Origin of the sequence: Arthrobacter sp. efr-133-R2A-63 (assembly GCF_030209795.1) — a bacterium.
Classification (GTDB): domain Bacteria; phylum Actinomycetota; class Actinomycetes; order Actinomycetales; family Micrococcaceae; genus Arthrobacter; species Arthrobacter bambusae_A.
In genome coordinates, this window is the sequence record NZ_JARVRG010000009.1 from 45210 (window position 1) to 67033 (window position 21824).

At 62.7% G+C, this 21824-nt stretch carries 23 protein-coding genes; 17 read left to right on the top strand and 6 right to left on the bottom strand.

Annotation, left to right across the window (positions count from 1 at the left end; genetic code table 11):
* Positions 1 to 41: 41 nt before the first annotated feature.
* The gene (locus QRN45_RS04350) at positions 42 to 665 is read right to left on the bottom strand and encodes a PadR family transcriptional regulator (RefSeq protein ID WP_241708042.1); all 624 of its coding nucleotides are present in this window, start codon (positions 663 to 665) and stop codon (positions 42 to 44) included.
* Positions 666 to 927: 262 nt separating this feature from the next.
* On the opposite strand from QRN45_RS04350, the gene QRN45_RS04355 reads away from it, so the two are divergent.
* From QRN45_RS04355 to QRN45_RS04365, 3 genes are read left to right on the top strand one after another with little or no spacing between them, the layout of a single operon-like run.
* Positions 928 to 2553 carry a putative bifunctional diguanylate cyclase/phosphodiesterase gene (locus QRN45_RS04355; RefSeq protein ID WP_241708043.1) on the top strand — a complete coding sequence of 542 codons (1626 nt, stop codon included), beginning with the start codon at positions 928 to 930 and terminating at the stop codon, positions 2551 to 2553.
* Positions 2553 to 3017 carry an SRPBCC family protein gene (locus tag QRN45_RS04360; protein WP_241708044.1) on the top strand — a complete coding sequence of 155 codons (465 nt, stop codon included), beginning with the start codon at positions 2553 to 2555 and terminating at the stop codon, positions 3015 to 3017. Before QRN45_RS04355 ends, QRN45_RS04360 begins: the two co-directional genes overlap by 1 nt.
* Before the next feature lie 8 nt (positions 3018 to 3025).
* On the top strand, positions 3026 to 3313 hold the full coding sequence (locus QRN45_RS04365; protein ID WP_241708045.1) for a YciI family protein: 288 nt from the start codon (positions 3026 to 3028) through the stop codon (positions 3311 to 3313).
* Positions 3314 to 3860: 547 nt separating this feature from the next.
* On the opposite strand, the gene QRN45_RS04370 is transcribed toward QRN45_RS04365, so the two are convergent.
* The 5 genes from QRN45_RS04370 to QRN45_RS04390 form a co-directional block, all read right to left on the bottom strand.
* Entirely contained in the window at positions 3861 to 4475 is a 615-nt protein-coding gene (locus QRN45_RS04370; protein WP_241708046.1) for a PepSY domain-containing protein, read from the bottom strand.
* 153 nt (positions 4476 to 4628) lie between these two features.
* Positions 4629 to 5627, bottom strand: coding sequence for an aldo/keto reductase (locus tag QRN45_RS04375; protein ID WP_241708047.1), 999 nt, complete (start codon positions 5625 to 5627; stop codon positions 4629 to 4631).
* Between the two features lie 185 nt (positions 5628 to 5812).
* Positions 5813 to 7237: an amidohydrolase family protein gene (locus QRN45_RS04380; protein ID WP_241708048.1), complete on the bottom strand. Its 1425-nt coding sequence runs from the start codon at positions 7235 to 7237 to the stop codon at positions 5813 to 5815.
* Positions 7238 to 7270: 33 nt separating this feature from the next.
* Complete coding sequence (locus tag QRN45_RS04385) at positions 7271 to 8176, bottom strand: acetamidase/formamidase family protein (protein WP_241708049.1); 906 nt, start codon at positions 8174 to 8176, stop codon at positions 7271 to 7273.
* Between the two features lie 32 nt (positions 8177 to 8208).
* Positions 8209 to 9186, bottom strand: coding sequence for a branched-chain amino acid transaminase (locus QRN45_RS04390; protein ID WP_284762513.1), 978 nt, complete (start codon positions 9184 to 9186; stop codon positions 8209 to 8211).
* 273 nt (positions 9187 to 9459) lie between these two features.
* Between QRN45_RS04390 and QRN45_RS04395 the strand changes: the two genes are divergently transcribed.
* The 14 genes from QRN45_RS04395 to QRN45_RS04460 all read left to right on the top strand — a co-directional run bounded on the left by QRN45_RS04395 (position 9460) and on the right by QRN45_RS04460 (position 21806).
* On the top strand, positions 9460 to 10362 hold the full coding sequence (locus tag QRN45_RS04395; RefSeq protein WP_241708051.1) for an ABC transporter permease: 903 nt from the start codon (positions 9460 to 9462) through the stop codon (positions 10360 to 10362).
* The gene (locus tag QRN45_RS04400; protein ID WP_241708052.1) at positions 10359 to 11249 is read left to right on the top strand and encodes an ABC transporter ATP-binding protein; all 891 of its coding nucleotides are present in this window, start codon (positions 10359 to 10361) and stop codon (positions 11247 to 11249) included. The genes QRN45_RS04395 and QRN45_RS04400 overlap by 4 nt, the downstream gene beginning before the upstream one ends.
* Positions 11250 to 11316: 67 nt before the next feature.
* Complete coding sequence (locus QRN45_RS04405) at positions 11317 to 12063, top strand: ATP-binding cassette domain-containing protein (protein ID WP_264637439.1); 747 nt, start codon at positions 11317 to 11319, stop codon at positions 12061 to 12063.
* Positions 12060 to 13121 carry an ABC transporter permease gene (locus QRN45_RS04410; protein ID WP_241708054.1) on the top strand — a complete coding sequence of 354 codons (1062 nt, stop codon included), beginning with the start codon at positions 12060 to 12062 and terminating at the stop codon, positions 13119 to 13121. Before QRN45_RS04405 ends, QRN45_RS04410 begins: the two co-directional genes overlap by 4 nt.
* Positions 13122 to 13185: 64 nt before the next feature.
* Positions 13186 to 14010 carry an MBL fold metallo-hydrolase gene (locus tag QRN45_RS04415; RefSeq protein WP_284762514.1) on the top strand — a complete coding sequence of 275 codons (825 nt, stop codon included), beginning with the start codon at positions 13186 to 13188 and terminating at the stop codon, positions 14008 to 14010.
* A gap of 10 nt (positions 14011 to 14020) precedes the next feature.
* Positions 14021 to 14836: an MBL fold metallo-hydrolase gene (locus tag QRN45_RS04420; RefSeq protein ID WP_241708056.1), complete on the top strand. Its 816-nt coding sequence runs from the start codon at positions 14021 to 14023 to the stop codon at positions 14834 to 14836.
* Between the two features lie 73 nt (positions 14837 to 14909).
* Positions 14910 to 16502 carry an ABC transporter substrate-binding protein gene (locus QRN45_RS04425; RefSeq protein WP_284762515.1) on the top strand — a complete coding sequence of 531 codons (1593 nt, stop codon included), beginning with the start codon at positions 14910 to 14912 and terminating at the stop codon, positions 16500 to 16502.
* A 103-nt stretch (positions 16503 to 16605) separates the two neighbouring features.
* A complete protein-coding gene (locus tag QRN45_RS04430; protein WP_241708058.1) occupies positions 16606 to 17280 on the top strand; it encodes a cysteine hydrolase family protein in 675 nt (224 codons plus the stop codon).
* Between the two features lie 29 nt (positions 17281 to 17309).
* The gene (locus tag QRN45_RS04435; RefSeq protein ID WP_284762516.1) at positions 17310 to 18035 is read left to right on the top strand and encodes an MBL fold metallo-hydrolase; all 726 of its coding nucleotides are present in this window, start codon (positions 17310 to 17312) and stop codon (positions 18033 to 18035) included.
* A complete protein-coding gene (locus tag QRN45_RS04440) occupies positions 18032 to 18856 on the top strand; it encodes an MBL fold metallo-hydrolase (RefSeq protein WP_284762517.1) in 825 nt (274 codons plus the stop codon). The genes QRN45_RS04435 and QRN45_RS04440 overlap by 4 nt, the downstream gene beginning before the upstream one ends.
* Positions 18857 to 18941: 85 nt before the next feature.
* Positions 18942 to 19865 carry a polysaccharide deacetylase family protein gene (locus QRN45_RS04445; protein ID WP_284762518.1) on the top strand — a complete coding sequence of 308 codons (924 nt, stop codon included), beginning with the start codon at positions 18942 to 18944 and terminating at the stop codon, positions 19863 to 19865.
* Between the two features lie 29 nt (positions 19866 to 19894).
* Positions 19895 to 20296, top strand: a complete 402-nt coding sequence (locus QRN45_RS04450; RefSeq protein WP_241708062.1) for a cupin domain-containing protein — start codon at positions 19895 to 19897, stop codon at positions 20294 to 20296.
* Complete coding sequence (locus QRN45_RS04455; RefSeq protein WP_284762519.1) at positions 20296 to 21030, top strand: aldolase/citrate lyase family protein; 735 nt, start codon at positions 20296 to 20298, stop codon at positions 21028 to 21030. The genes QRN45_RS04450 and QRN45_RS04455 overlap by 1 nt, the downstream gene beginning before the upstream one ends.
* Positions 21031 to 21188: 158 nt before the next feature.
* A complete protein-coding gene (locus QRN45_RS04460; protein WP_241708064.1) occupies positions 21189 to 21806 on the top strand; it encodes a helix-turn-helix domain-containing protein in 618 nt (205 codons plus the stop codon).
* The last annotated feature ends 18 nt before the right edge of the window (positions 21807 to 21824 follow it).

Here is a 21824-nt window from a genome sequence, read left to right on the forward strand (position 1 = left end):
GGACACTGCCGTGATCTGCCATCCTGGCAGCCCAATCGGTGCTAGTCGGCGAGGATGTGGTAGAGCGCTCGCCGGGCTTCGTCGATCTTTTCCATGGCCGCCGTGCGCTGCTCGTCTGTTGCGGCGAAGCGGAATTGGTGGATGACCCCCATGAGCTTTGCGACGCTCTGGTGAAACGCGGGTCCTGATCCCTCCGGATCGGTGTTCCACGCATTTTCCAGCTCCTCGGAATGCTCCGCTACATATGCCTTACCGGCATCGGTCAGTGTGAACTCTGTCCGCCGGCCTTCGCCGACGGGTGCAATGAGCTCCTCGTCAACGAGCTGCTGCAGCGTCGGATAGACCGAACCCGGGCTGGGGCGCCACGATCCGGATGTCTTCTCGGCAATTGTCTTGATGAGGCCATATCCATTGGATGGCGCTTCGGCCAGCAGGGAGAGGATCGCGAAACGAACGTCGCCCTTATTGGCCCGGCGCGGGCCGCCGGGACCAAAGCCTGGTCCAATCCCCGGCCCGAATCCCGGTCCGAAACCGCGCCCCGGCCCAAACCCGCGGCCGGGTCCGAATCCTCCGTGACCGTGGGGTCCGCGACGGCTCCGGCCGCGTCCGAAGCGTTCCATGTCCGGACCGCAATCTGTGTGCTTGTTGTCGTGAATGCCTTTCATAACGGCATCGTCCTTTCGGTGTTGTGCAGGTGCCCCGGAGGGCCGCAGTTTGTTCTGCGATACTTAACGATATATCGCTGACTGTCGTTAAACAAGAGTCCGTCAAGCAGGTTCATGTCCGGGTGGTAAGAAGAAGATCGTGTGTTCGAAAGGCGGTAGCCCCGTACCTTCCCTCTTGCGTCCGCTCCCGTCCTGTTTAGGGGACCTGGGGGTGGCGGCCCTCGTTGTGCCATCTACCGTGTCGGCCACGGAGATTGACGCCATGTTCCGGAATGACCGCGGATTGAGGGCAGTCGTGGTGGAACAGGGAGAATCGTTCGGTCTGCTCACCCGGGACCACCTGGAGTTCAAGCTGACCGGCCGGCTCGGTTACGGGCGGGCACTGAATACGAGACGGACGGCTTCGGAACTCTTGCCTGCAGCGGGCTCGTCCATGGCTGCCGAGCTTGACCTGCAGTCCGCCGCGCAAGCCGTCCTGGAGCGGCCGGAGTACGAGCGGTACCAGGATCTGTTGGTTCTGAGCGCCACGGGCCCCCGGATTGTCACGGTATCGGACATCTTCGCCGCCGTTTCCGCGCAGTTCCGCCACGCCTCGCTTCACGACCCGCTGACAGGGTTGCCCAACCGGAGGATGCTCGAAGAGCATTGCCCTGACATCGGTGCTAGCGCGGGACTGCCCGGCGTCGGCATGCTGTTCATCGACCTTGACGACTTCAAGTCCGTCAACGACACCTACGGCCACCGCACCGGTGACGCCGCGCTCACCGAGTTCGCCCGGCGCCTGGCACGCAGCGTCGGAAGCCGCGGATCCCTGATGCGCCTGGGCGGCGACGAGTTCGCTGTCCTCCTCGCCGACGTCGACGAGGACGCCGCTTTTGCGGTCGCGACCCGCATCCTGGACAGCCTCGAAGGGTCTTTCCTGCTCGATGGGTGCGAACTGCATATCAGTGCGACCATCGGCCTGGCGCTCGGAGTCGACATCATCGCGGAGGACATGCTCGCCGGTCCCGAAGTCCTGCTCCGGCACGCCGACGGTGCGATGCTCCGGGCCAAGCAAGAGGGCAAGCGGCGCATCGGCCGCATCGGCCCGTGCCAGGAACCGGCTCCATTCGCGCGCCAGGCGCACATCCGGCGTCGGCTTTCCTCTGCCGTTGAGGATTCGGCCCTGACTCTCCACTACCAGCCAGTCCTGGATCTTGCGACCGGGGAGGACGCCGGCGTCGAAGCGCTCTTGCGTTGGAACGATCCGGAGATCGGTCCGATCGCTCCGGATGAGTTCATCCCGCTCGCAGAACACACCGGGGATATCCATAGGATCGGGGCTTGGGTACTGGACGAGGCCTGCGCCCAGTCCCGCTCCTGGATTGACGCGGGCACACCACGGAACATCGCCGTGAACGTCTCCCCGGTCCAGTTCGCGGGCGGGACGCTTCCGTCCGAGATCCAGGCAGCCGTGAACCGGCACGGAATTCCTGCCCGAATGCTGGAAATCGAGATCACCGAGGGGACAGCGATAGTGGACGTCCCCTCGGTGGCATCGCAGCTGCGTGAACTGATGGATATGGGCCTTGGCGTCGCCTTGGACGATTACGGGAGCGCCTATTCGTCCTTGGCCATGCTTCGGGTCCTTCCGCTGACTACGCTGAAAATCGACAAAGCGTTCATCAGGGACATAGATAGCGATCCGCACACTGCGATCATTGTCCGAGGGCTGATTCAAACGGTCAACGCCATGGGGGTCCGGGTCACCGCCGAAGGAGTGGAACGCCAGGAGCAATTGAACATTCTGCGGGACCTGGGCTGCGACACTGCGCAGGGTTATTTGATCGCCCGGCCGATGGCTCCCGCGGAATTTAGCATGGTCACGAACAAGATAGAGGACAACTGATGAGTGAACAACTGACAACCATCGAGGTCGAAGAATTCCTGCCGCATGCGCCTGCCACGATTTGGCGGGCCCTGACGGAACCGGAGCTGATCGCCCGCTGGTTGATGGAAAATGACTTCCAGGCGATCGTGGGGCACAAGTTCCACATGCGCGGGATTCCCGTTCCGGCAGTGGGTTTCAGCGGCTTGGTGGCCAGCGAAGTCCTTGACGTGGAAACGGAGAAGGTGCTGCGGATTTCATGGCGGGACGCACACTCCGGAAACAACCTCGACAGCACAGTGACCTGGTCAATTGCCGCTGAGGACACGGGCACTCGCCTGTCCCTCGTCCACGACGGCTTCGATCCCAGCGAACCGACGCACGTGGCATCGCACCGCATCATGAGCGGCGGATGGCGCAACCACGTGCTCCCGCGCCTGGGCCAGACCCTCGCCGAACTCGACAGCACCGAATCCAACAGCTAAGGCAAACAATGCAATTCGTCGTTTTCTACAGCTCGGATCCTTCGGCGTTTCCGGGGCTCCAAGCCGTCTACCCCCGTCACGCCGCATACTTTCAGGCCTTCGCCGCTGAGGGCGGCCTGATCGGTATCGGGACCTTCGACAATCCCGCCGTGAACGGTTCGATGGGCATCTTCACCAGCAGGGAAAGGGCGGAGGAGTTCATTGCAGGCGATCCCTTCGTTCTTGAAGGACTTGCGGTTCCCAGCGAGATCCGGGAGTGGAACGCGCTAACGTTCGGACCGCAGGACTCTGCCTGACATTCGGACACCCTTCCGCGCACCTCACCGGCACGTCTCCAAGACAGGCTGCACCCGGGGCTCGATGCACCATGCGGCACGGTGTAAAGCGGTCGCGATCCAACCCCGCAGCCGGGTCAGCCTCAGGCGTCCGGCCGGGCGTGCCGGCACAACAGGCGCCCCAGGCAAAGCACTGCGGCTGTCGTTGTTCACGATGCTGATGACTGCGCAAGCCATCATCAACGAAAATTCCATTGTCATCTTCTTCTCATCTAAGCGCGGAGCCCTGAACTGGTGAATCAGTTAGCGGCTGGAAGAAACCCGAATACTCAAAGGCGGAACCGCCGTCGTTCAAGGTTCTGTTAAAGACGCTAAACGCTCCGGAAGACGATGTCAGCAGCTGAGCCGCTCCCTGCTTTTCCTAGGACTGGCGGTCCTACCCTCACCGCGCTCAGTCGGAGATCGACGCCGGCGAGCGGACCCGGGCTGCGCGGCCGGAGCGGGAACGAACAAGTGGGCGGATGCGGCAGGGTACCGTATCCGCCCACAGTCCTCGGTCGGTTTGGGGTTAGTGGCCGGGGCCGCCGGTTTCGGTGGCGGTGACCTTGAAGCTGGCGTCGAGTTTGACGGTGGCATGCGTGCCGTCGGACTTGGTGATGTGGGCTTCGTAGGCGGCGCTGCCGTCGTCTTCGGTGGTCATGTTCTCCACCGTGGCGCCGGAGTTGGCGGCCAGGACAGCGGTCTTCACCTTGGTGGCGGTGTCACCCGTGAGGTCGGTTTCGTTTCCGTGGTTGCCGTGGCCGCCCTTCCCGCCGCCCGGGCCGCCGGTTTCGGTTGCGGTGACCTTGAAGCTGGCGTCGAGTTTGACGGTGGCGTGCGTGCCGTCGGACTTGGTGATGTGGGCTTCGTAGGCGGCGCTGCCGTCGTCTTCGGTGGTCATGTTCTCCACCGTGGCGCCGGAGTTGGCGGCCAGGACAGCGGCCTTCACCTTGGTGGCGGTGTCACCCGTCAGGTCCGTTTCGTTTCCGTGGTTGCCGCCGTTCGTGGCGGGCGCAGACGGGCTGGCGGTCGACGTGTCGGTGGTTGCTGCGTTCGCGGGCAGGGCCATGGCGGTGAGGGCTCCGCCGCCTGCGACCGCGCCAATGAGTGCGGCGCCCACTGCGATTTTCCGGACTTTGTTCACGATGTTGCTCCTTAGAGGTTCAACTCCGAGGGGTTCGAAGCTGTATCCCATCCTCGAACCCCACACTTTGGCGCCTCTTTACCTGTGCTGTGCCTGAACTGTGACAATTCCGCCTGGCTCACAGGATCCGGGAGCGTGGCACCGCGCGAACACCTAAAGGTTGGTCATCCGTTCTGCCGCGTCGCTGTAGCGGCCGCCCTGCACCTGGATCTTGGAGGCAGCGTCCTCGATCTCGCCCAGTTCCGCAGCGGACAGTTCGACGGCGGCGGCACCGATGTTTTCCTCCAGGCGGTGCAGTTTTCGGGTGCCGGGAATCGGGACGATCCAGGGCTTCTGGGCCAGGAGCCAGGCCAAGGCGATCTGGCCGGGCGTGGCCCCCTTGCGTTCCGCGATGTTCGCAAGCAGTTCGACGACGGCGGCATTGTGCTGCAGCGCTTCCGGCGCGAACCGGGGGATGGTGCTGCGGATGTCGTTGCCCGCATCGAAGCTGGTGTCCGCAGTAATGGTTCCGGTCAGGAAGCCCTTGCCGAGAGGGCTATAGGGGACAAAACCAATGCCCAGTTCCTCGCACGCGGCCAGCACTTCCTCCTCGGGCCGGCGCCACCAGAGGGAGTATTCGCTTTGGACGGCGCTGACGGGCTGGACGGCATGCGCCCGTCGGATTGTTCCCGCAGACGCTTCGGACATACCGAAGTGCTTCACCTTGCCGGCCTCGATCAGCTCCTTGACCGCACCCGCGACGTCTTCGATGGGAACGTCGGGATCCACCCGGTGCTGGTAGTAAAGGTCGATCGCGTCGACGCCGAGACGGCGCAATGAACCGTCCACGACGTCCTTGATGACCTCGGGGCGGCTGCTCACGCGCCCGCTCGGCTTGCGTTCGGCGGCATCGATGTCCCAACCGAACTTGGTAGCGATAACTACTTGGCCCTTGTACGGGGCGAGGGCTTCGCCGACGAGCTCTTCGTTGGCGTACGGGCCATAAATTTCGGCAGTGTCGAAGAAGGTCACGCCCCGATCCACTGCGGCGCGGATCAGCGAGATCATTTCCTGCCGGTCCGGCTTGTCGCTGTACCCACCGGTCATGCTCATGCAGCCCAGCCCGACGGCGGAGACCTCCAAGCCATGGGTGCCCAAGGTGCGCTTTTCCATCGTTCGTCCCTCCGAGTTGTGAATCCCTGCGTCGTGAAACAAGATCCAGCTTTGCCGTCAACACTAGGGATAGCTCGGCACGGCAGGGAGTCCCTGCCAGTACCTCTCTCGGAGGTGAGTTCCCGACGACGGCGGGCCGCCGCCGTCGGGCGCTCGGGTGAGCTGCCGCCGTCGGGCGCTGGATGTCAGCAGGCCGGCCGGTTCCGGACGTCGCTCGAGACATGCTGCTTGAGCAGCGAGCCGCCGGCTTCCGCCTTCAGTTCCCGGTTTTCAACCATGACCTGCCCTCGGAGGACCGTCATGCTGGGCCAAGCCGCCACTTCGTAACCGTCCCACGGCGTGTAGTCGGCCTCGTGCAGGTCTTCGGCGTGGATGGCCCGCTTCACTGTGGTGTCCAGGACCGCCAAGTCGGCATCACTGCCCACCGCGATCACGCCCTTCTGCGGGTACAGTCCGAGGATCTTCGCCGCGTTGGCGGAGGTGATGTCAACAAAGCGGTTCAGATCAAGCCCGCGTTTGGCCACCCCTTCGGTGTACGCGACAGCCATGCGCATCTCGACGCCGGCATGGCCGCCGGTGGCGTCAAGAATGGTCTTGCCGCGGGTCTTCACTTCGAGGTCGGTGCACACTCCGTCTGTCGCCAGGGTGCTGAGCGAGCCCTCGAGCAGCGATTCCCACATGGAATCGCGGTCGGTCTCCGATTTCAACGACGGGTAGGTGTGATAGATCGCGCCGTTCTTCTGTTTGTAGTCCTCGGCCGTGAAGTACGCGTAGTGCGGGAGGATCTCGCCGTAGACCGCCTGACCCCGGCCGCGTGCCTCGCGGATGGCGTCCACGCCCTCGCGGGCGCTGACGTGCATGAGGTAGATGGGCGCTCCGACGTGCTCGGCGAGCGTGATGACCCGCTGGAAGGACAACTTTTCCGAGAGGTTGTTATGGGCGTGGTGCATGTTCTCCAGCCCGATCCTGCCTTCGCGCTGCAATTGCTTGTAGGCGTACATGACGATGTCGTCGTCCTCGGCGTGCACCGCCAGCATCGCCCCGGCCTGGGCGGTTTGTTGCATGAGCCCCCACATATTGCCGAGGTCCGTCTTCTGCTTGGGGCGCGTCGGGGTGGTGTTGGTCATCCAGACCTTGTAGCTTCCATGGCCGGCCGCGACGGCGTCGGGAATCTGTTCAAGTACTTCGAACGGAATTTCCGGCTCCTTGAACGTGCCGTGCAGGGCGTAATCGGTGTAGCTCGACCCGGCCCACTCCGCCGATTTGCGGGCGAAGGACTCCGAGAGCTCATCGCCGGGCTGCCAGTGCGCGAAGTCCACCAGGGTGGTGGTGCCGCCGTAGATGGCACCTTCGCTCACCCGGTCGGGGCCAAAACACTTGATTCCACTTTCGGCCGCCGTCGGGAGGACGGAGTTGGTGTGGACATGCGGATCCACGCCGCCGGGGACAACCAATTGGCCCCGGAGATCGACTGTACGTATTCCTACCTCGGTGGGGCCGAGGCCGGTCTCGCGGAGGGACACAATCTTTCCCCCCGCAATGCCGATGTCCAGGGTTTTGGCGCCGGACGGGGTAACGACCAGGCCGTTGGAGAGAACGAGATCAAGCATCAGGGGGTCGCGCCTTTCAAAGTTGGTAACGGTTCAGGAGTGGTGAGCGTTCAGGGAAAACGGAGCGGACGTGAAGTAGCTGGCGGCGAGGGAGACTTTGACCGAGGCGCGTGCATTGACGAGCTGGGACACGGAAACATCTGCGGCTGCGCTCATCAGCATCGCTGTCTTCTCACGCGTCCACTTCCGGTCCGCCTGCAGGAGTTCGAGCATGTCGTCGAGCGCCAGCCGCGCGGCGTCGTCGAGCGTCTCCCCGTCGCCGATCGTGATGACGGAACCCCCGGACAAGACCACCGGCCGTTTGACGGCGACCCCGGGCAAGACGTGGCAGGAGAGGACAACGCTGCCCTCGACCTCGACGGCGGTAAGGGAGCACTCGCCGTCGCCCTGTACCGCATGAAGGTCGCCGGCATAGAGCAAAGCGTTGGCGCTCTGCACGGGCAGGATCACGGCGGAACCGGCGGTGACGTCCTTGCAGTCCATGTTGCCGCCGTGCGATCCGACGGTGCTGGAGTTGGGATTATCCTCCGCAGGTGCAACACCGATCTTGCCGATCATCGGGCGGATGGGAATCCGGATGTCGTCGTCGAACCGGACACTCCCGTCCGCAATGTCGACAACCCGGCCGGACCGCCCCAGTCCGCCGGTGAAACCGCCGCGCCCGGGAAGCGTGACCATGGCACCCCGGTCCGCTATCCGGATCTCGTGGACGTCAATGCGGAGCGTGTCCCCGGGGTTGACGCCTCGCACCGCGACCGGCCCGGTCACGGGGATGGACAATTTCTCGTACTCCCCGGTGCTCTCGAAAAGGCCGCCGGTCAGCAGGCTCCTGGCCCCGAGGGAGAACTGCTCGCCCTGGCCGACTTCAATCACGGGGGCGGCGTCGCGGTCAAAGGATCCCGCCGCCGATTCATGGCTTGCGTGGAGCATGTTCAGCATGGTGCCCCTTTCGTTTGAGGCGGTGGATGAAGCTATGCGGTGGGGTAGACGGGCTGTGCCCACTTTTGATCGGCGGCTGCGCGTCCGACGACGGCCTGCCGGTAGGCGTGCTGCAGTTTCCGGGTGAGTTCGCCGGCACTACCGTCGCCGATCGGCGTGCGGTCCACGGACGAGACATGGTTGATTTCGGCGGCGCTGCCGCACACGAAGATTTCGTCGGCCGAGTAGAGTTCCGTCCGGTCGATCGCCCGGATGTCGACCTCGACGCCGAGGACGTTGCGTGCCAGATGCAGGACGCTGTCCCGGGTGATCCCCTCCAGGATGCTGTCCGTTGCCGGGGGAGTGCACAACCGGCCTTGGCGGACCATGAACACGTTGTAGCCGGCACCTTCGGCAACGTGGCCGTCCTCGGTCAACAGAAGGGCTGCGTCGTACCCGTTGCGCCGGGCCTCCAGCATGGCAAGGCGTCCGTTTTGGTAATTGGCGATCGATTTGACCCGGGGCGGCATGGAGCGATCGGACAAACGGGCCCAACTGCTGATCTGAACATCCAGTCCGCTGGCCCCGAAATAGTTGCCCATGGGGATGGCCGCCATGAAGACGCTAACGGGACCGGTGTCCTCCGGCTTGCCATCGCTCGAGTCGACGAATACTTGTGCGCGCATGTGGAGGTTCCCGCGCAGCCCGTTCGCACGCACCAGACCGAGCAATTGTTCACTCAAGACGCCAATGTCGCGCGGCCCGTCGATTTCCACTACCCGCATCGAGTCAATCAAGCGGCGCATGTGGTCGGCCACCCGGAAGGCGTAGAGCTGCTGGTCCTCATCACTCCAATAGGCGCGGAACCCTTCGAAGACGCCGACGCCGTACTTCAACGTGGTGCTCAGGACATGGAGCTTGGCATCTGCGTATTCCACCAGTTCGCCGTCACGGAGCAGGTAGCGAACGCTGGGCTCGAAGGCGGGTTCCTTGGTGTCGGTCACAGTTGCGGATTCGCTCAGATTGGTCATTGTTGTCTCCAAAACGTGTTCGGAAAACAGATCAGTGGCTCGGCTTCACACCAAGTTTGCCATCCGTCTTCATCTTACTGTTGGCGTTGTCACCATAATGAAGACGCTTGATGATCCTGTCAACAGTGACCATTGACACACAATCAAAGACTTCAATAAAGTGATGAAACTTCGATATGCAAATTCTCGGCATGATGTCGAGTGGCTGGAGCCCTGGATGCGCCAGTCAAAAGAAGGCCTTCACCTACACCCGTCAACCGGATCGAGTGCCAATTGAGTGAAACTACGACAGCCGAGTCCCGGACTCCGGTGACGTCCCTGGGCGGACGTGCGTCGAGCTGGGCCAAGCAAGGCAGGGCCTGGGCGTACAAGCGATCAGGGATGGTCCTCGCCGTCGTCGCCGCGGGGATCATTGTGGCGCTCCCGCTTGCGGCGATTTTTCTCCACCTTCCCCAAAACCCGCTGCAACCGGACGTGGAATCCATGGCCCTGGCTCCCAACTCCGTTCATTGGTTCGGCACGGACGGCAACGGCATGGATGTGTTCTCCCGGACGATTGAATCGGCGAGGCTCGACCTTCCCATTTCGCTGGCGGCGACGGCCATTGCCCTTGTCATCGGCGTTCCATTGGGCCTCTTCGCTACTACCGGCGTGGCGGGCGAGGCGATAATGCGCGTAGTCGACGCCTTCGCAGCCCTCCCCATCATCGTGATTGCCGTGGTGTCCATCCAGCTCATGGGCGGCGGAGCCACCGACGTCATCCTCGCCATCGCCCTTGTTGCGGCTCCGCGCTTTGTCCGCTTGTCCCGCGCTGCGGCGATTTCGCTCCGCTCGTCACGGTACGTAGAGGCAGCGGTGGCCATCGGGTGCTCGCCCATCCGCGTTGCCTTCAACCACATCTTCAGGAACGCCTACGGTGTGATCCTCGTGCAGGCCACGCTGACCACGGCCGGCGCCCTGAGCACGATTGCCGCCTTGAACTTCCTCGGCGTCGGGGTCAAGCCGCCCCAGCCAAGTTGGGGCGCGATGATCGAAGACGGCGTGAGCATGCTCATCCGGGGTCAGTGGTGGGCAGTCGCCTTTCCGGCGCTGGCCCTCCTCCTGGTCATCGGCTCGCTCAACATCATCGCCGGTGCCATTGAGGACAAGATGGAACGAGTGGAGCACACCCGATGAACAAGACCCTCCAAGTCCGGGAACTCGAAGCCGAGTTCCATACTCCCCGGGGTGTGGTCCGGGCGTTGCATGGCGTTTCCTTTGAGGTGCAGGACAACGAGATTGTCGGGATCGTCGGCGAATCCGGCTCTGGCAAATCGACTGTGGTCCGTTCCATCACGAAGCTGTTGATGCCGCCGGGCAAGGTGTCTGCGGGCAACATTGACTTCTCCGGACGCAGCCTGCTGGACCTGCCCGAAAGGGAAATGCGTCGAATCAGGGGCAAGGAGATCGGATTCATCGCCCAGAATCCGTTCAGCGCCCTCAACCCGGTGACCCGCATCGAAAAGCAGTTTGCCCATATCGCCAAGGCGCACGGAGTGAAGGTGGATGCCTCCGAGCGCAGCCGCGCATTGCAGCTGTTGGAATCGACCGGCGTCCGCGATCCGGAACGCGTCATGCGCGGCTACGCGCACGAACTGAGCGGCGGCATGGCGCAGCGCGTCGTCATCGCCATGGCCCTCTACCTCAACCCGCAGCTCGTGATCGCCGACGAGCCGACGACGGCGCTCGACCTCACCGTCCAGCGCCAGGTCCTGGATACCCTTCGCCGCCTGACGGTCGGGAGCGGCCGCTCGATGCTGATCGTGACCCATGACCTCGGGGTGGTGGCCTCCTACTGCAACCGCGTCCTTGTCATGTATCGAGGAAACATCGTGGAACAAGGACTCGTTGACGACGTTTTCGTCCGTCCGCAGCATCCTTACACGATCTCCCTGCTCAACTCCGTGGTGCGCCCCGAAGACGAGATGCAATACGTTCCGGAGAGCGCCGGTGGCCCGGACTCGGCCGAACCGGAAACGCCGGACCCCTCGGAGGCCCAATTGTCCGAAGCCCGGAGGTCGTGAGATGCCGCTCCTTGAACTCGTGGAACTTACGAAAATTTTCCGCACTCCCCATGGAGAAGCCCGTGCCGTGGATGGAATTACCCTGTCCGTGGAAGCCGGCGAGACGCTCGGCATCATCGGCGAAAGTGGTTCCGGCAAGTCGACGCTTGGCCGACTCATCCTGAGACTGACCGAACCGGATTCCGGATCGGTCGTCATCGAGGGGCAGGACGTGTTGGCCCTCGGCCGGGGCGAACTCCGCCGGAAGCGGCGCCATTGGCAGATCGTCTTCCAGGAACCCTTCGCCTCATTGAATCCGCGCCTGACGATCCGGCAAATCGTCGAGGAGCCGCTCATTGTCGCCCGGATGGGCGATCGTGCCGAGCGGCGCTTGCGGGTCCTGGCGACCTTGGAAGAAGTCGGACTCTCGGCCGATTTCATGGACCGGCGCCCGGCGAACCTGAGCGGAGGGCAGCAACAGCGCGTAGGAATCGCACGCGCCTTGGTCACGAATCCCAGTCTGGTGGTCCTTGACGAGCCAACGTCCTCGCTGGACCTGACCATCCGGGCCTCGATCCTGCGTACCCTCGCGCGACTCAGGGCTTCCCGGGGCCTCACCTATGTATTCATTTCGCATGACATCGAAACCGTGCGGCATTTCTGTTCCACGGTGGCTGTCATGCATCGCGGGAAAATCGTCGAAGTCGGCCCCACCCGGGACGTCTTGATCGCCCCGCAGCACCCCTACACGCAATCGCTCATTTCCGCCGCGTTGCCTGTGGTTCCCTATTCCGCCGCCGTTGGCACTACGAATTCCCAGGGACAGACTTCATGATCCGCTACATCATTTCAAGGCTCCTGCTTGCGGCCTTACTGCTGTGTGGCCTCATCACCCTCAGTTTTGGCCTCGTATCCCTTCTTCCCGGAGACCCGGCGGTGGCCCTTTTGGGTGAATACGCAACTCCGGCAGACGTCGCACGCATCCACGCGGAACTTGGACTGGACCTGCCCTTCTGGGACCGCTATCTCGGCTATATGTCCAGGACCCTGAGCGGCGACCTTGGCCATTCCCTCTTCACGGGCAGTTCGGTATCCAGTGAAATCCTGACCCGGCTCCCCAATACCTTGGTCTATTTGGTCCCGGGACTCGTCCTGGCCCTGATCATCGGCATGGCGAGTGGAACGTTCGCGGCCTATCGCTACCGGCGCTTTGCCGACAAGGCCTTCACCTTCTGGATATCCATCCTTATGGCCATGCCGGAATTCGTGCTGGCGCTCGTGTTGTTGTTTGTTTTCTATCAACAGCTGCGGATCGCGCCCGCGCCGATCGGGATGCTCTCAAGTACGCAAATCACTCCGCCGCACGTCACAGGATCAATCCCTGTCGACGCGATAATTGCCGGCCAGTGGGGAACATTTTCGTCCATACTTGGCCGCGCCGTCCTTCCCATCGTGACGATGGGCTTGTTCTTCGCCGCCCCGTTCGGAAAGACAGTGCGCTCAGGGCTCTTGCAGGTGCTCCAATCACCTCAAATCGAGTTCGCGAGGGCCTGCGGACTGCGTCCTGCCCAGGTCTTCCGATATGCCCTCAGCGACATCCGCGGGTCACTCATGACTTACTTGGTACTTCTTTTCGCCGCGTCTCTTAGTGGGGCGGCCATTGTCGAAAGTGTTTTTTCCTGGCCTGGAGTGGGCGGTTGGTCACTCGACGGTGTGCTCAAAGGCGACGTGCCCGTCATTCAAGGCTTCGTCCTCATCATGGGATCCACAAGCTTGCTTGGCTACGTCCTTCTCGATGCCTTGATCACCCTTCTGGATCCCCGCACTCGCAGCAAAGCCGTGGCCGGACGCCGTCAGAAGCGCTTGGCCGAAACACCGGCAGCCATCTCCTAGTAATCGCTTAGCCACCTCCCGAGAAGTCTTGACAGACATCTCCCGACTTCAATAGATTGAAGATATGTTCACTAAAGTTCATGAAGATAAAGTTATCGCCCTCGGTGGAACCATTCCGCTTGACGGCCGCGTGAGCTGGGTACCGGTCGGAGCAACCGGCTTCCAGCCGTCGAATTGCTATCTCCTCAGCGAGGGCTCCGGCCGGTTGCTGGTCGACACCGGGCTCGCAGTCCACAGCCAGGAAATCCTCGATGACCTGGTGGAGTTGCTCGACGACGACGGCCGGCTCTCCATGTTCTTCACGCGGAGCGAGATGGACTGCGTTTCGAACCTGGAACCCATTGCCGGAAAATTCGACATCGAGCGGCTCTTCACCGGCGGTGCCATCAACCCCTTCGATGCCTTCGATGACCTCAGCCGGCTCGCACTCAGGGGCCGTCGGCAGCAGATCGACCAGAAGGGGGAGGGCGGAGATTCCATGGCCCGCACTCCGGAGATCGAGGTGGCGCCGGGACGTCGCTTGACCATCGAGTCGCCCCTCCTGCGGCTCCTCCCGACCTTCTGGGGTTGGGACGCGAATACCGGAACAATCTTCACCTCAGACACCTTCACCCATGGCACCATGGCGAGTCCGGACGGTTCCCGCATCATTGGCTCGATCACCCAAGACACCACCACCGCCGAGCAAGTCGCCGAGCACCTCTACGCGAAATATGAGTGGATCCCGCGGGCCACATGCGAGCCGCTCCGGGAATGGCTCGCCGACAAGTTCGAGACCCTGGACCCCGAGACGATCGCCCCTTCCCGCGGTTGCGTCATCCGCGGGCGTGAACTCGTCCGCCGGCACCTCGATTTCATGCTCGCCGCATTGGCACCGGAAAAGGCTTAGGAGGATTCCCATGGAAGAACTAGTAGAAACTATGAGCCGCGACCTTCCGCGTGAGGTAGCCGACGGCGTCACCTGGATGAGTTCCTGCCTGCCGTTCCACCTCCAGGACCGCGTAATCCACGGGCACACCTCCACGTACCTCGCGCAGGGGACCGAGTCGTCGATCCTCATTGACACGGGCAACCCCTCCAGCTGGAACATCATTTCGGAAACCCTCGACGGTTTGCTGGGGGACAAGCCGCTGACCTACGTGTTCCCGACCCATCCGGAGCTTCCGCACACGGGAAACCTTCCCCGCCTCGTCGAGAAGTACCCCGACATCATGGTTGTCGGCGACATCCGGGACTACCACCTCTTCTACCCGCAGATCGTGCCCAACCTTCACGCCCGGGTTCCCGGGGACAAGGTAGATCTCGGCGGCGGATACGAGTTCGTGATCGTTGAGGCCATGATCAGGGACCTGCCGAATACCCAATGGGGCTTCGTCCCGAAGTCGGGCGTGCTCTTCACGGCCGACGGCTTTTGCTACATGCACCGCCCGGAACTCGATGATGAGGATCCGGTGCACCTCCCCGGCGAATGTGGCCTGACAACAGATGAACTCTCGGCACCCATCGCGGTCGAGAACGCGGCCTTCTTTACCGGCAGCGCGTTGTACTGGGCCAGATTCGCCAATGACGCCGACCAGGTTTACGACCGTGTCGGCAAGCTGATGGACGACCTTGGGGTCAAGATCGTAGCGCCCACCCACGGCAACGTGATCACCAATATTCCGGAGGTGGCGCCCATCATCCGGGCCGGCCACAAGCACGCCTACCGTTACTAATCCACTGCCCACATCAGCAGCGCACTACTCGTAAAACGTCCTTTCCCTCTGTACAGAAATTGGAACCAGGCTTATGAAGAATTCGCGTTTATTGCTCGGCTGGGTCGCAGCCGCGGCAGCTGTGTCGCTCACCGGATGCGGGGGAGCCACTCCCACCGCGGCGGTGGCCAAGCCGGAGTCGGTCGTCATCGCAGTCGGCGCCCTCCCGGACAGCCTCACCCCCGCCCCTTGGGGCGGCAGTGCATCGCACGTGGTGCTCAGTGGCCTCGGTTCCCAGTTGCTGGAGTACAAATCCGGCGCGACGGATGACCAATCATGCTCGACGCCGTCTACCGCGGTCACCGGTCGGCTCGCCGAGAGCGCCGCACCAGCACCGGACGGCAAGGGTGTCATCGTCAAGCTACGGAAGCTGACGAGCCAATTTGGAAACACACTCTCGGCCGAAGACGTGAAATGGAGCCTGGCGATCGGCATGGTCCGGCAGCCCGTCATGAAGGGGACGCTCAAGAGCAGCGGATTCAACGTGGACAACCTCGTCACCGTGATCGATGACCGCACTGTGGAACTCAACACCTTGGGTATGACGTCATACACGCTCGAGTCACTTCAGAACAATCTCTTCTACATCCACGACAGCAAGGAAGCGAAACTTCACGTCACCCCGGATGACCCCACGGCCAACAAGTGGCTCTCGAAAAACCTGGCCGACTACAGCGGGTGGAAGCTCGAGGAGTTTACTCCCGGTACGTCCCTGACGGTGACCGCTGACCCGAACTGGGGCGGCGACCGGGGCTCGGTGAAGAGGGTTGTGGTCAAGGCTGTTCCCGACACCGCTACCCGGACCCAATTGGTGAAGACGGGCGAGGCCCAGATTGCCAACGGCTTCGAATATGACCAATACAGCTCCATGACGGGCGTCAGTGGAGTCAGTGTCCTTAAGTGCACCAGCCAGACCCGCGACACGATGATGTTCAACACGAAGACCGGTCCGCTGGCTGATGAGAAGGTTCGCCAGGCAGTTTCCATGGCGATCGACCGTGCTGCCTTGGCCAAGGGCGCCTACGCCGGCCTCGCGGACCCCGCGGGCTCGATCTTTCCCACGGTGAAGGATTCGCCCACCTACAAATACGACCCCGACGGGGCCAAGAAGCTGCTCGCTCAGACCCAGTACGCGAACGGTTTCCCGCTGACGCTAAGCTACAGCGTAAGCCGCCCGGGCCCCGTCGCGAAGAGTTCAGCCGTCCTCATCCAATCGATGTTGGCTAAGGTGGGCATCACGGTGCAGCTGTTGAACGTGGCGAGCCCGACCGACTTCTCCTCGGCGCTCATTGACGGCCGCTTCCAGGCAGTCCTGTACTCAGAGCCGATCGTCATTGCCGATCCCGCGTTCTACACCTACGCGTTCTACTCCACGGGAGCTCCGAGCAACAGCACCGGATGGTCCAATCCTGAATTCGACGCCACCCGGACTCAGCTGGCCGCTACCCCGAGCACCAATACGGACCAGCGGGCAGCCCTGCTCAAGAAGATGGCCGGACTGGTGGACCAAGGCGCTCCGATCCTTTCCCTGGTGGAGGTCCGCAACCTGATCGTCAAGCAGGACACCTTGACGGGCGCGGTCCCGCTCACCAACGACCAGGTGTATTTCGCCGGTCTGGGCAAGTAGCAACCCCAAGAAACACTTGGTTCTGGCCGGCGGGCGACCGCCGGCCAGGACTCACCCGACCCCGGATCCGCTTTGACCCCAGATCCCCTGAAGGAAGAAAGCCATGATTGAAATCTGCGGCAAAACCGTCCGCGACACCCTCGAGGAACTGCTCGATCCCGCCACCACGGCCCTGGTTGTCATCGACATGCAGGTAGGAGCTGTTTCGCACGGAGGCGCAATCGGGGACTCCGGGCATGACATGAGCATGATGCCGTCCGTTGTCGAAAAATGCGGGCGGGCCATTACCGCGGCACGTGCCAATGGGGTACCGGTTTTCCACATTCGCGTCGAGAACCTTCCCGACGGCGCGAGCTCCCCGGCCGCTTGGCTGCGTGCACTCTATACCGCGGCGAACGGACGCCCCATAGACCTCGGCAAGCTCAGTGCCAAAGGCGACCCCGCGACGGAATTCTGCGGACCCTGCATGCCCGAAGACGGGGAAGTCGTGATCACCAAGCGACGCCCGAGCGCCTTCATCGCCACCGAACTTGCCCTGCTGCTGCGCAGTCAAGCGATTGAATCGGTGGCGCTCGTAGGCGTTTCCACCGGTGGCTGCGTGGAAGCAACCCTGCGCGACGCCGTGCACAACGACTTCTACGCTGTGCTGCTCGAGGACGCGGTGGGAGCCTACGACACGGTGGTGCACGACGCCGCGTTGACCGTCATGCGGGCCCGGCACGACGTCTGCACCCTCGATGAAGCAATTGCTGTCTGGGAGACAGCCAGCACCTCCTGAACCATCCGGATCCAGGGGAAGGAGTGACAATGCGCGGTTTACTGAGCGGCCGGATCCACCGGGTCGGCGGAGACATCGAACTGGACGAGCGCGTGAGCTGGTGCCCGCCCGGCGTTCGGCGTACGCAGGCGATGAACAGCTACCTGCTCAGGGGGCCGTCCGGTTCGGTGCTGGTGGACACCGGGATTCGCCTTCACCAAGAGGAGATCATCGAACAGCTTGACCGGCTGCTCTCACCCGGAGAGCCGTTATCCATTGTCCTCACCCGGACCGAAATGGAATGCTGCCTCAACATCCCGGCGATCGAGGAGCACTTCGCGGTTGGCTCGGTCTGGTACACCGGCGGCATCACGGTGCCCCGTTCGAAGGCCGAATCCAAGCGGATTGCCGTGGATCCTGGGACATCAAGGCGTGTAGAAGTGCTGGATGGAGTCGTCGTCGAACTCATCTCACCGCTGCTCAGGCTCCTGCCGACGCTCTGGGTCTTCGATCCGGAATCCGGCGGGCTCCTGACCTCGGATGCGTTTACCCACGGCGGGAGCGCCGAGCTGGAGACCCGCGAGGGACTCCGGAAATTCCGCTGGCTCACCGGGGCGGATACCGGGCCCATCGCCAGGAATATCAGGGACATCTTCCGGGACCGCGAAGTCCGCGCCGTCGGCCCCGGCTACGGGGCTCCCTTTGTTGGCGCGGACGTGTGCCTTGCGCAAGCTTCGGAGCTTGCGTGGGCAATCGAGGAGATGGGGATCCAGTGAAGAACGATGCGGTCGATCTCCGATGGCTTGCCGACGGAACCTACTGGCTGGGTGGGTGCCTTTCGGCCAACGCCCAGGGGCAGGAAGTCCACTACCACGTGTCCTCCTACCTGGTGGTGGGTTCCAAAGCGACGCTCTTGGTGGACACCGGGGATCCGGCTCACCGGACCCTCCTTCTTGCCCAGCTGGAATTGGTTCTCGATGGACGGCCCTTGGATTATGTCTTCCCGACCCATCCCGAGATCCCGCACGCCGGGAACCTTCCTGCCCTGCTTGACAGGTATCCCGAGGCGCTCGTGGTGGGTGACGTCCGCGATTATCAGCTGCATTTCCCGGAATACCGCTCCCGGTTCCGGACACAGGCGGCTGGCAGCCGGATCGATCTCGGAGACCGTGAGTTCCGCTTCCTCCCGGCTTTCATCCGGGACCTGGAGAACACCCTTTGGGGCCACGACGACGCCGCCCGGATGATGTTCGTTTCGGACGGCTTCTCCTTTATCCACGATGTCCCCGCTCTAGGCGGAGACGTGGACGCAGAGGAGGACGACGAACCGGTCCATCTTCCGGGCCAATGCCGCTTGTTGTCGGGCGAGATGCCTGTACCTCCCACCGTGGACCAAGCGGCGTATGGCACGGGCCGGGCTCTTTACTGGACGAAGTTCGTGGACGTCAGCGATGCCTTCGAGGCGATCGAAGCGGTACTGGACACGCTTCCCACGAAACTGATCGGCCCGGCTCACGGCAACGTGATCGACGACGTCGACGGAATGCTCAGGACGTCACTGGCCGCGCACAGAAAGGTCTATGCGGAAGGCCACTGATTGTATAGTGAAATTTGATTCAATATAATGAATTCAAGAAACTCGACGCTTCGATTGGTAGCGACGAACGGCAAGGAGTGAGTCAATGCGAGACCTCATTGGATACGGGGAAAACCCCCCGGTCGTGACGTGGCCGAATGGTGCAAAGGTGGCCATCTCCATGGTCATCAACTACGAGGAAGGCGCGGAGAGCTCCATAGAAGCCGGTGATGAAAACGATGAGGACGTCACGATTTTCGGTGGCTGGTCTTCGGATCCGGGCCGGCGGAGCTTGATGAAGGAATCCTTCTTCGAGTACGGCAGCAGGGTGGGTATCTGGCGCTTTTTGGCTTTGCTCCGTGACTACAACGTCCCCGCGACATTCATGGCGTGCGGCGCAGCCCTGGAACGAAACCCCGAGGCCGCCCAGGCGATCGTCCGCGATGGACACGAGATTTGCGCGCACGGCTATAAATGGCGCGGAACCGTCGGGATGACTCCGGCCGAAGAACTCGCCGAAATCCGTGCCTGCGTGGAGGCGATAGAGGGAGTCTCGGGTATCCGGCCCGTGGGTTGGTACGTCCGCGAGGGAATCACGGAGAACACCCGCGCGATCCTCAAGGACGAGGGCTTTCTCTATGACTCGAATTCCTATGCGGACGACCTGCCGTACTTCGTCTCCGCCGGGGAATCCCGCCACCTCGTTGTCCCTTACTCGGGCGACACGAATGATGCGAGGTTTTGGGGCCCGGGAAGCCTCGGAACCGCGGATGATTTCTTCAACGTACTGAAGGACAGCCTCGACTGCCTTCTGATCGAAGGGGAAACCGTGCCCAGGATGATGTCTGTGGGAGTGCACTTGCGCATCGGCGGGCGGCCGAGCGTCGCCTTGGGGGTCAGGCGCTTCCTGGAGTATGCCCGTGCTCGGAACGATGTCTGGTTTGCCACAAGGGAGGAAATTGCCCGATGGTGGATCGCCAACCCGCCTGCCGCCGGCCAGCTCGAAGCAGCGTACGAAGGCCGCGCGTGAAGACGTCAATGCCGCGAGAAAGGACTCCGATGGCCACGGATATTTCACGCCTGGTCCACAACGTGGATGAACAAGGCTTCACGGCGCTGGAGAAAACAGGACTTCGCGGACAAAGGGACCAAGGCCTCGTCTCCACGCTCATCTCGCGTGACCTGAGCGGCTCCGACGATCTGTGCGTCAGTTGGGGCAGGATCCTCCCCGGGCAACATCACTTGTGCCATCACCACCCCGATGCCTCGGAATTCTACGTGGTCATTTCGGGCGAGCCCCTCGTCCATCTGGGCGATGCCGAGTACCGGGCCAAGCCTGGCGATGGCATCTACATTCCCCGAGGCACCACCCATGGCATTACCAACGACGGCGACGACGACGTGAACATGGTTGTCGGCGTCAGCAAGCCCGCCGACTGGCAGTTCGTGGCGGACGAGTGATGGCGGCGCCATCGCTGGTCCGCCAGGTCGGACTCATTACGGCCGAGCCGACTCCCACGCTGTTGTCCGTGGCTGCCTACCGAAACCTGGATTTCGTGGTCCTCGACGCAGAGCAGACAACGTTGACGCTGCAGCAATGCGCGGATGCGGTGCAGCGGCTGTCCGGCGCCAATACCCGGGTCGCTGTCCGTGTCCCTGACCTTGATGACATGACCCTGGTGGCGTTCGCCAACACCGGCGTGGACGAGATTGTCCTGCCCAGGGTGCGGCATCCGAAAGAACTTGAACGGGCTCACCGGGCGACGAGGTTCGGTCCTCACGGGTCCAGGCCGAAACAGGCTTCCTTCGCCTCGGCGTTTGGTGCGGACTATTCGCTGGAGCCCCGGCTCACGGTGCTTTTTGAGACAACGGAGTCCGTCGATGCCGTCGAGGATTTCGTGGCTTTGGAGTGTTTCGACGGCGGCTGGGTGGGTCCCACGGACCTTGCCGGCGAATTGCTGAAACAAGGGAGGCCGGGGGCGGTCCCCCTCGAAGAATCCGTCCAGCGCGTCGTCGATATCCTCGGGGCTGCCGGCCAAAGCGTGGGCCTTCCCGCGGCCGACATTGCCAGTGCCGGTGATGTCCATGCCCGGGGCGCCGATCGGGCCGCGGTGTATTGGGAGCGGGAGCTTGCCTCGAGGATCGCGCAGCTGGCTGATGCCGTCGCTCCCGAGACGCGCGTGACGAGGTGTTAGTCCCAAAAATGAGCCGCGTGGTTCTTCTGCAGCGACACCGATGCTGGCATGCTGTGACGATGAAGACGGGCTCGACGCCGGAGGATCCTGCCAGGATTCTTCGTTTAGTTGACGATTCTTCGATATACTGATGAGTGCTGAAACACTGAGGAGCTGTATTGGGAAGCACGGAAGTTGTTAAAGTCGACGACGATGACACTCTGCACCGCAACCTGTGGATCACCCACTTGGGCGCCATGCTCAAGGAGCAGCGTGCCGGGCGATTCACGGTGGAAGAGTTGGCCGACCGGGCCGGTGTGAGCGCCGGCCTGATTAGCCAGATCGAGCGCGGTATCGGTAATCCGTCATTCGCCACGCTCCTTCGCCTGGCCAATTCCCTCGGGGTGCCGCTGGCGAGCATGTTCACCGACCCCAGCGAGACGCAGAACCACATGCTGGTGCGCCGAGCCGATCGCCGCCGCATTGAGATTCCTTCCCAAGGGATCGTCATGGAACTGATCGTGCCCGATGCAGACCGGAAGCTTGGCGTCATCAACATGACTATCCCTGCGCATTTCGACGGCGCAGAGGTTCCGCACTCGCACGAGGGTGAGGAATGTGTTGTTGTCCAGACCGGCACGCTCGTGGCGAGCGTCGGCGGGCAGGAATTCACCTTAGGCGAGGGCGACAGCCTGACCTATGACGCAACCCTGCCGCATTGGTGGAGCAACCACACGGACACCGCGGCAGTCATGGTGGCGATCTCGACGCCGCCGTCGCTGGGTAAGTCCCATTGACGAACCGCCCGCCCGGCC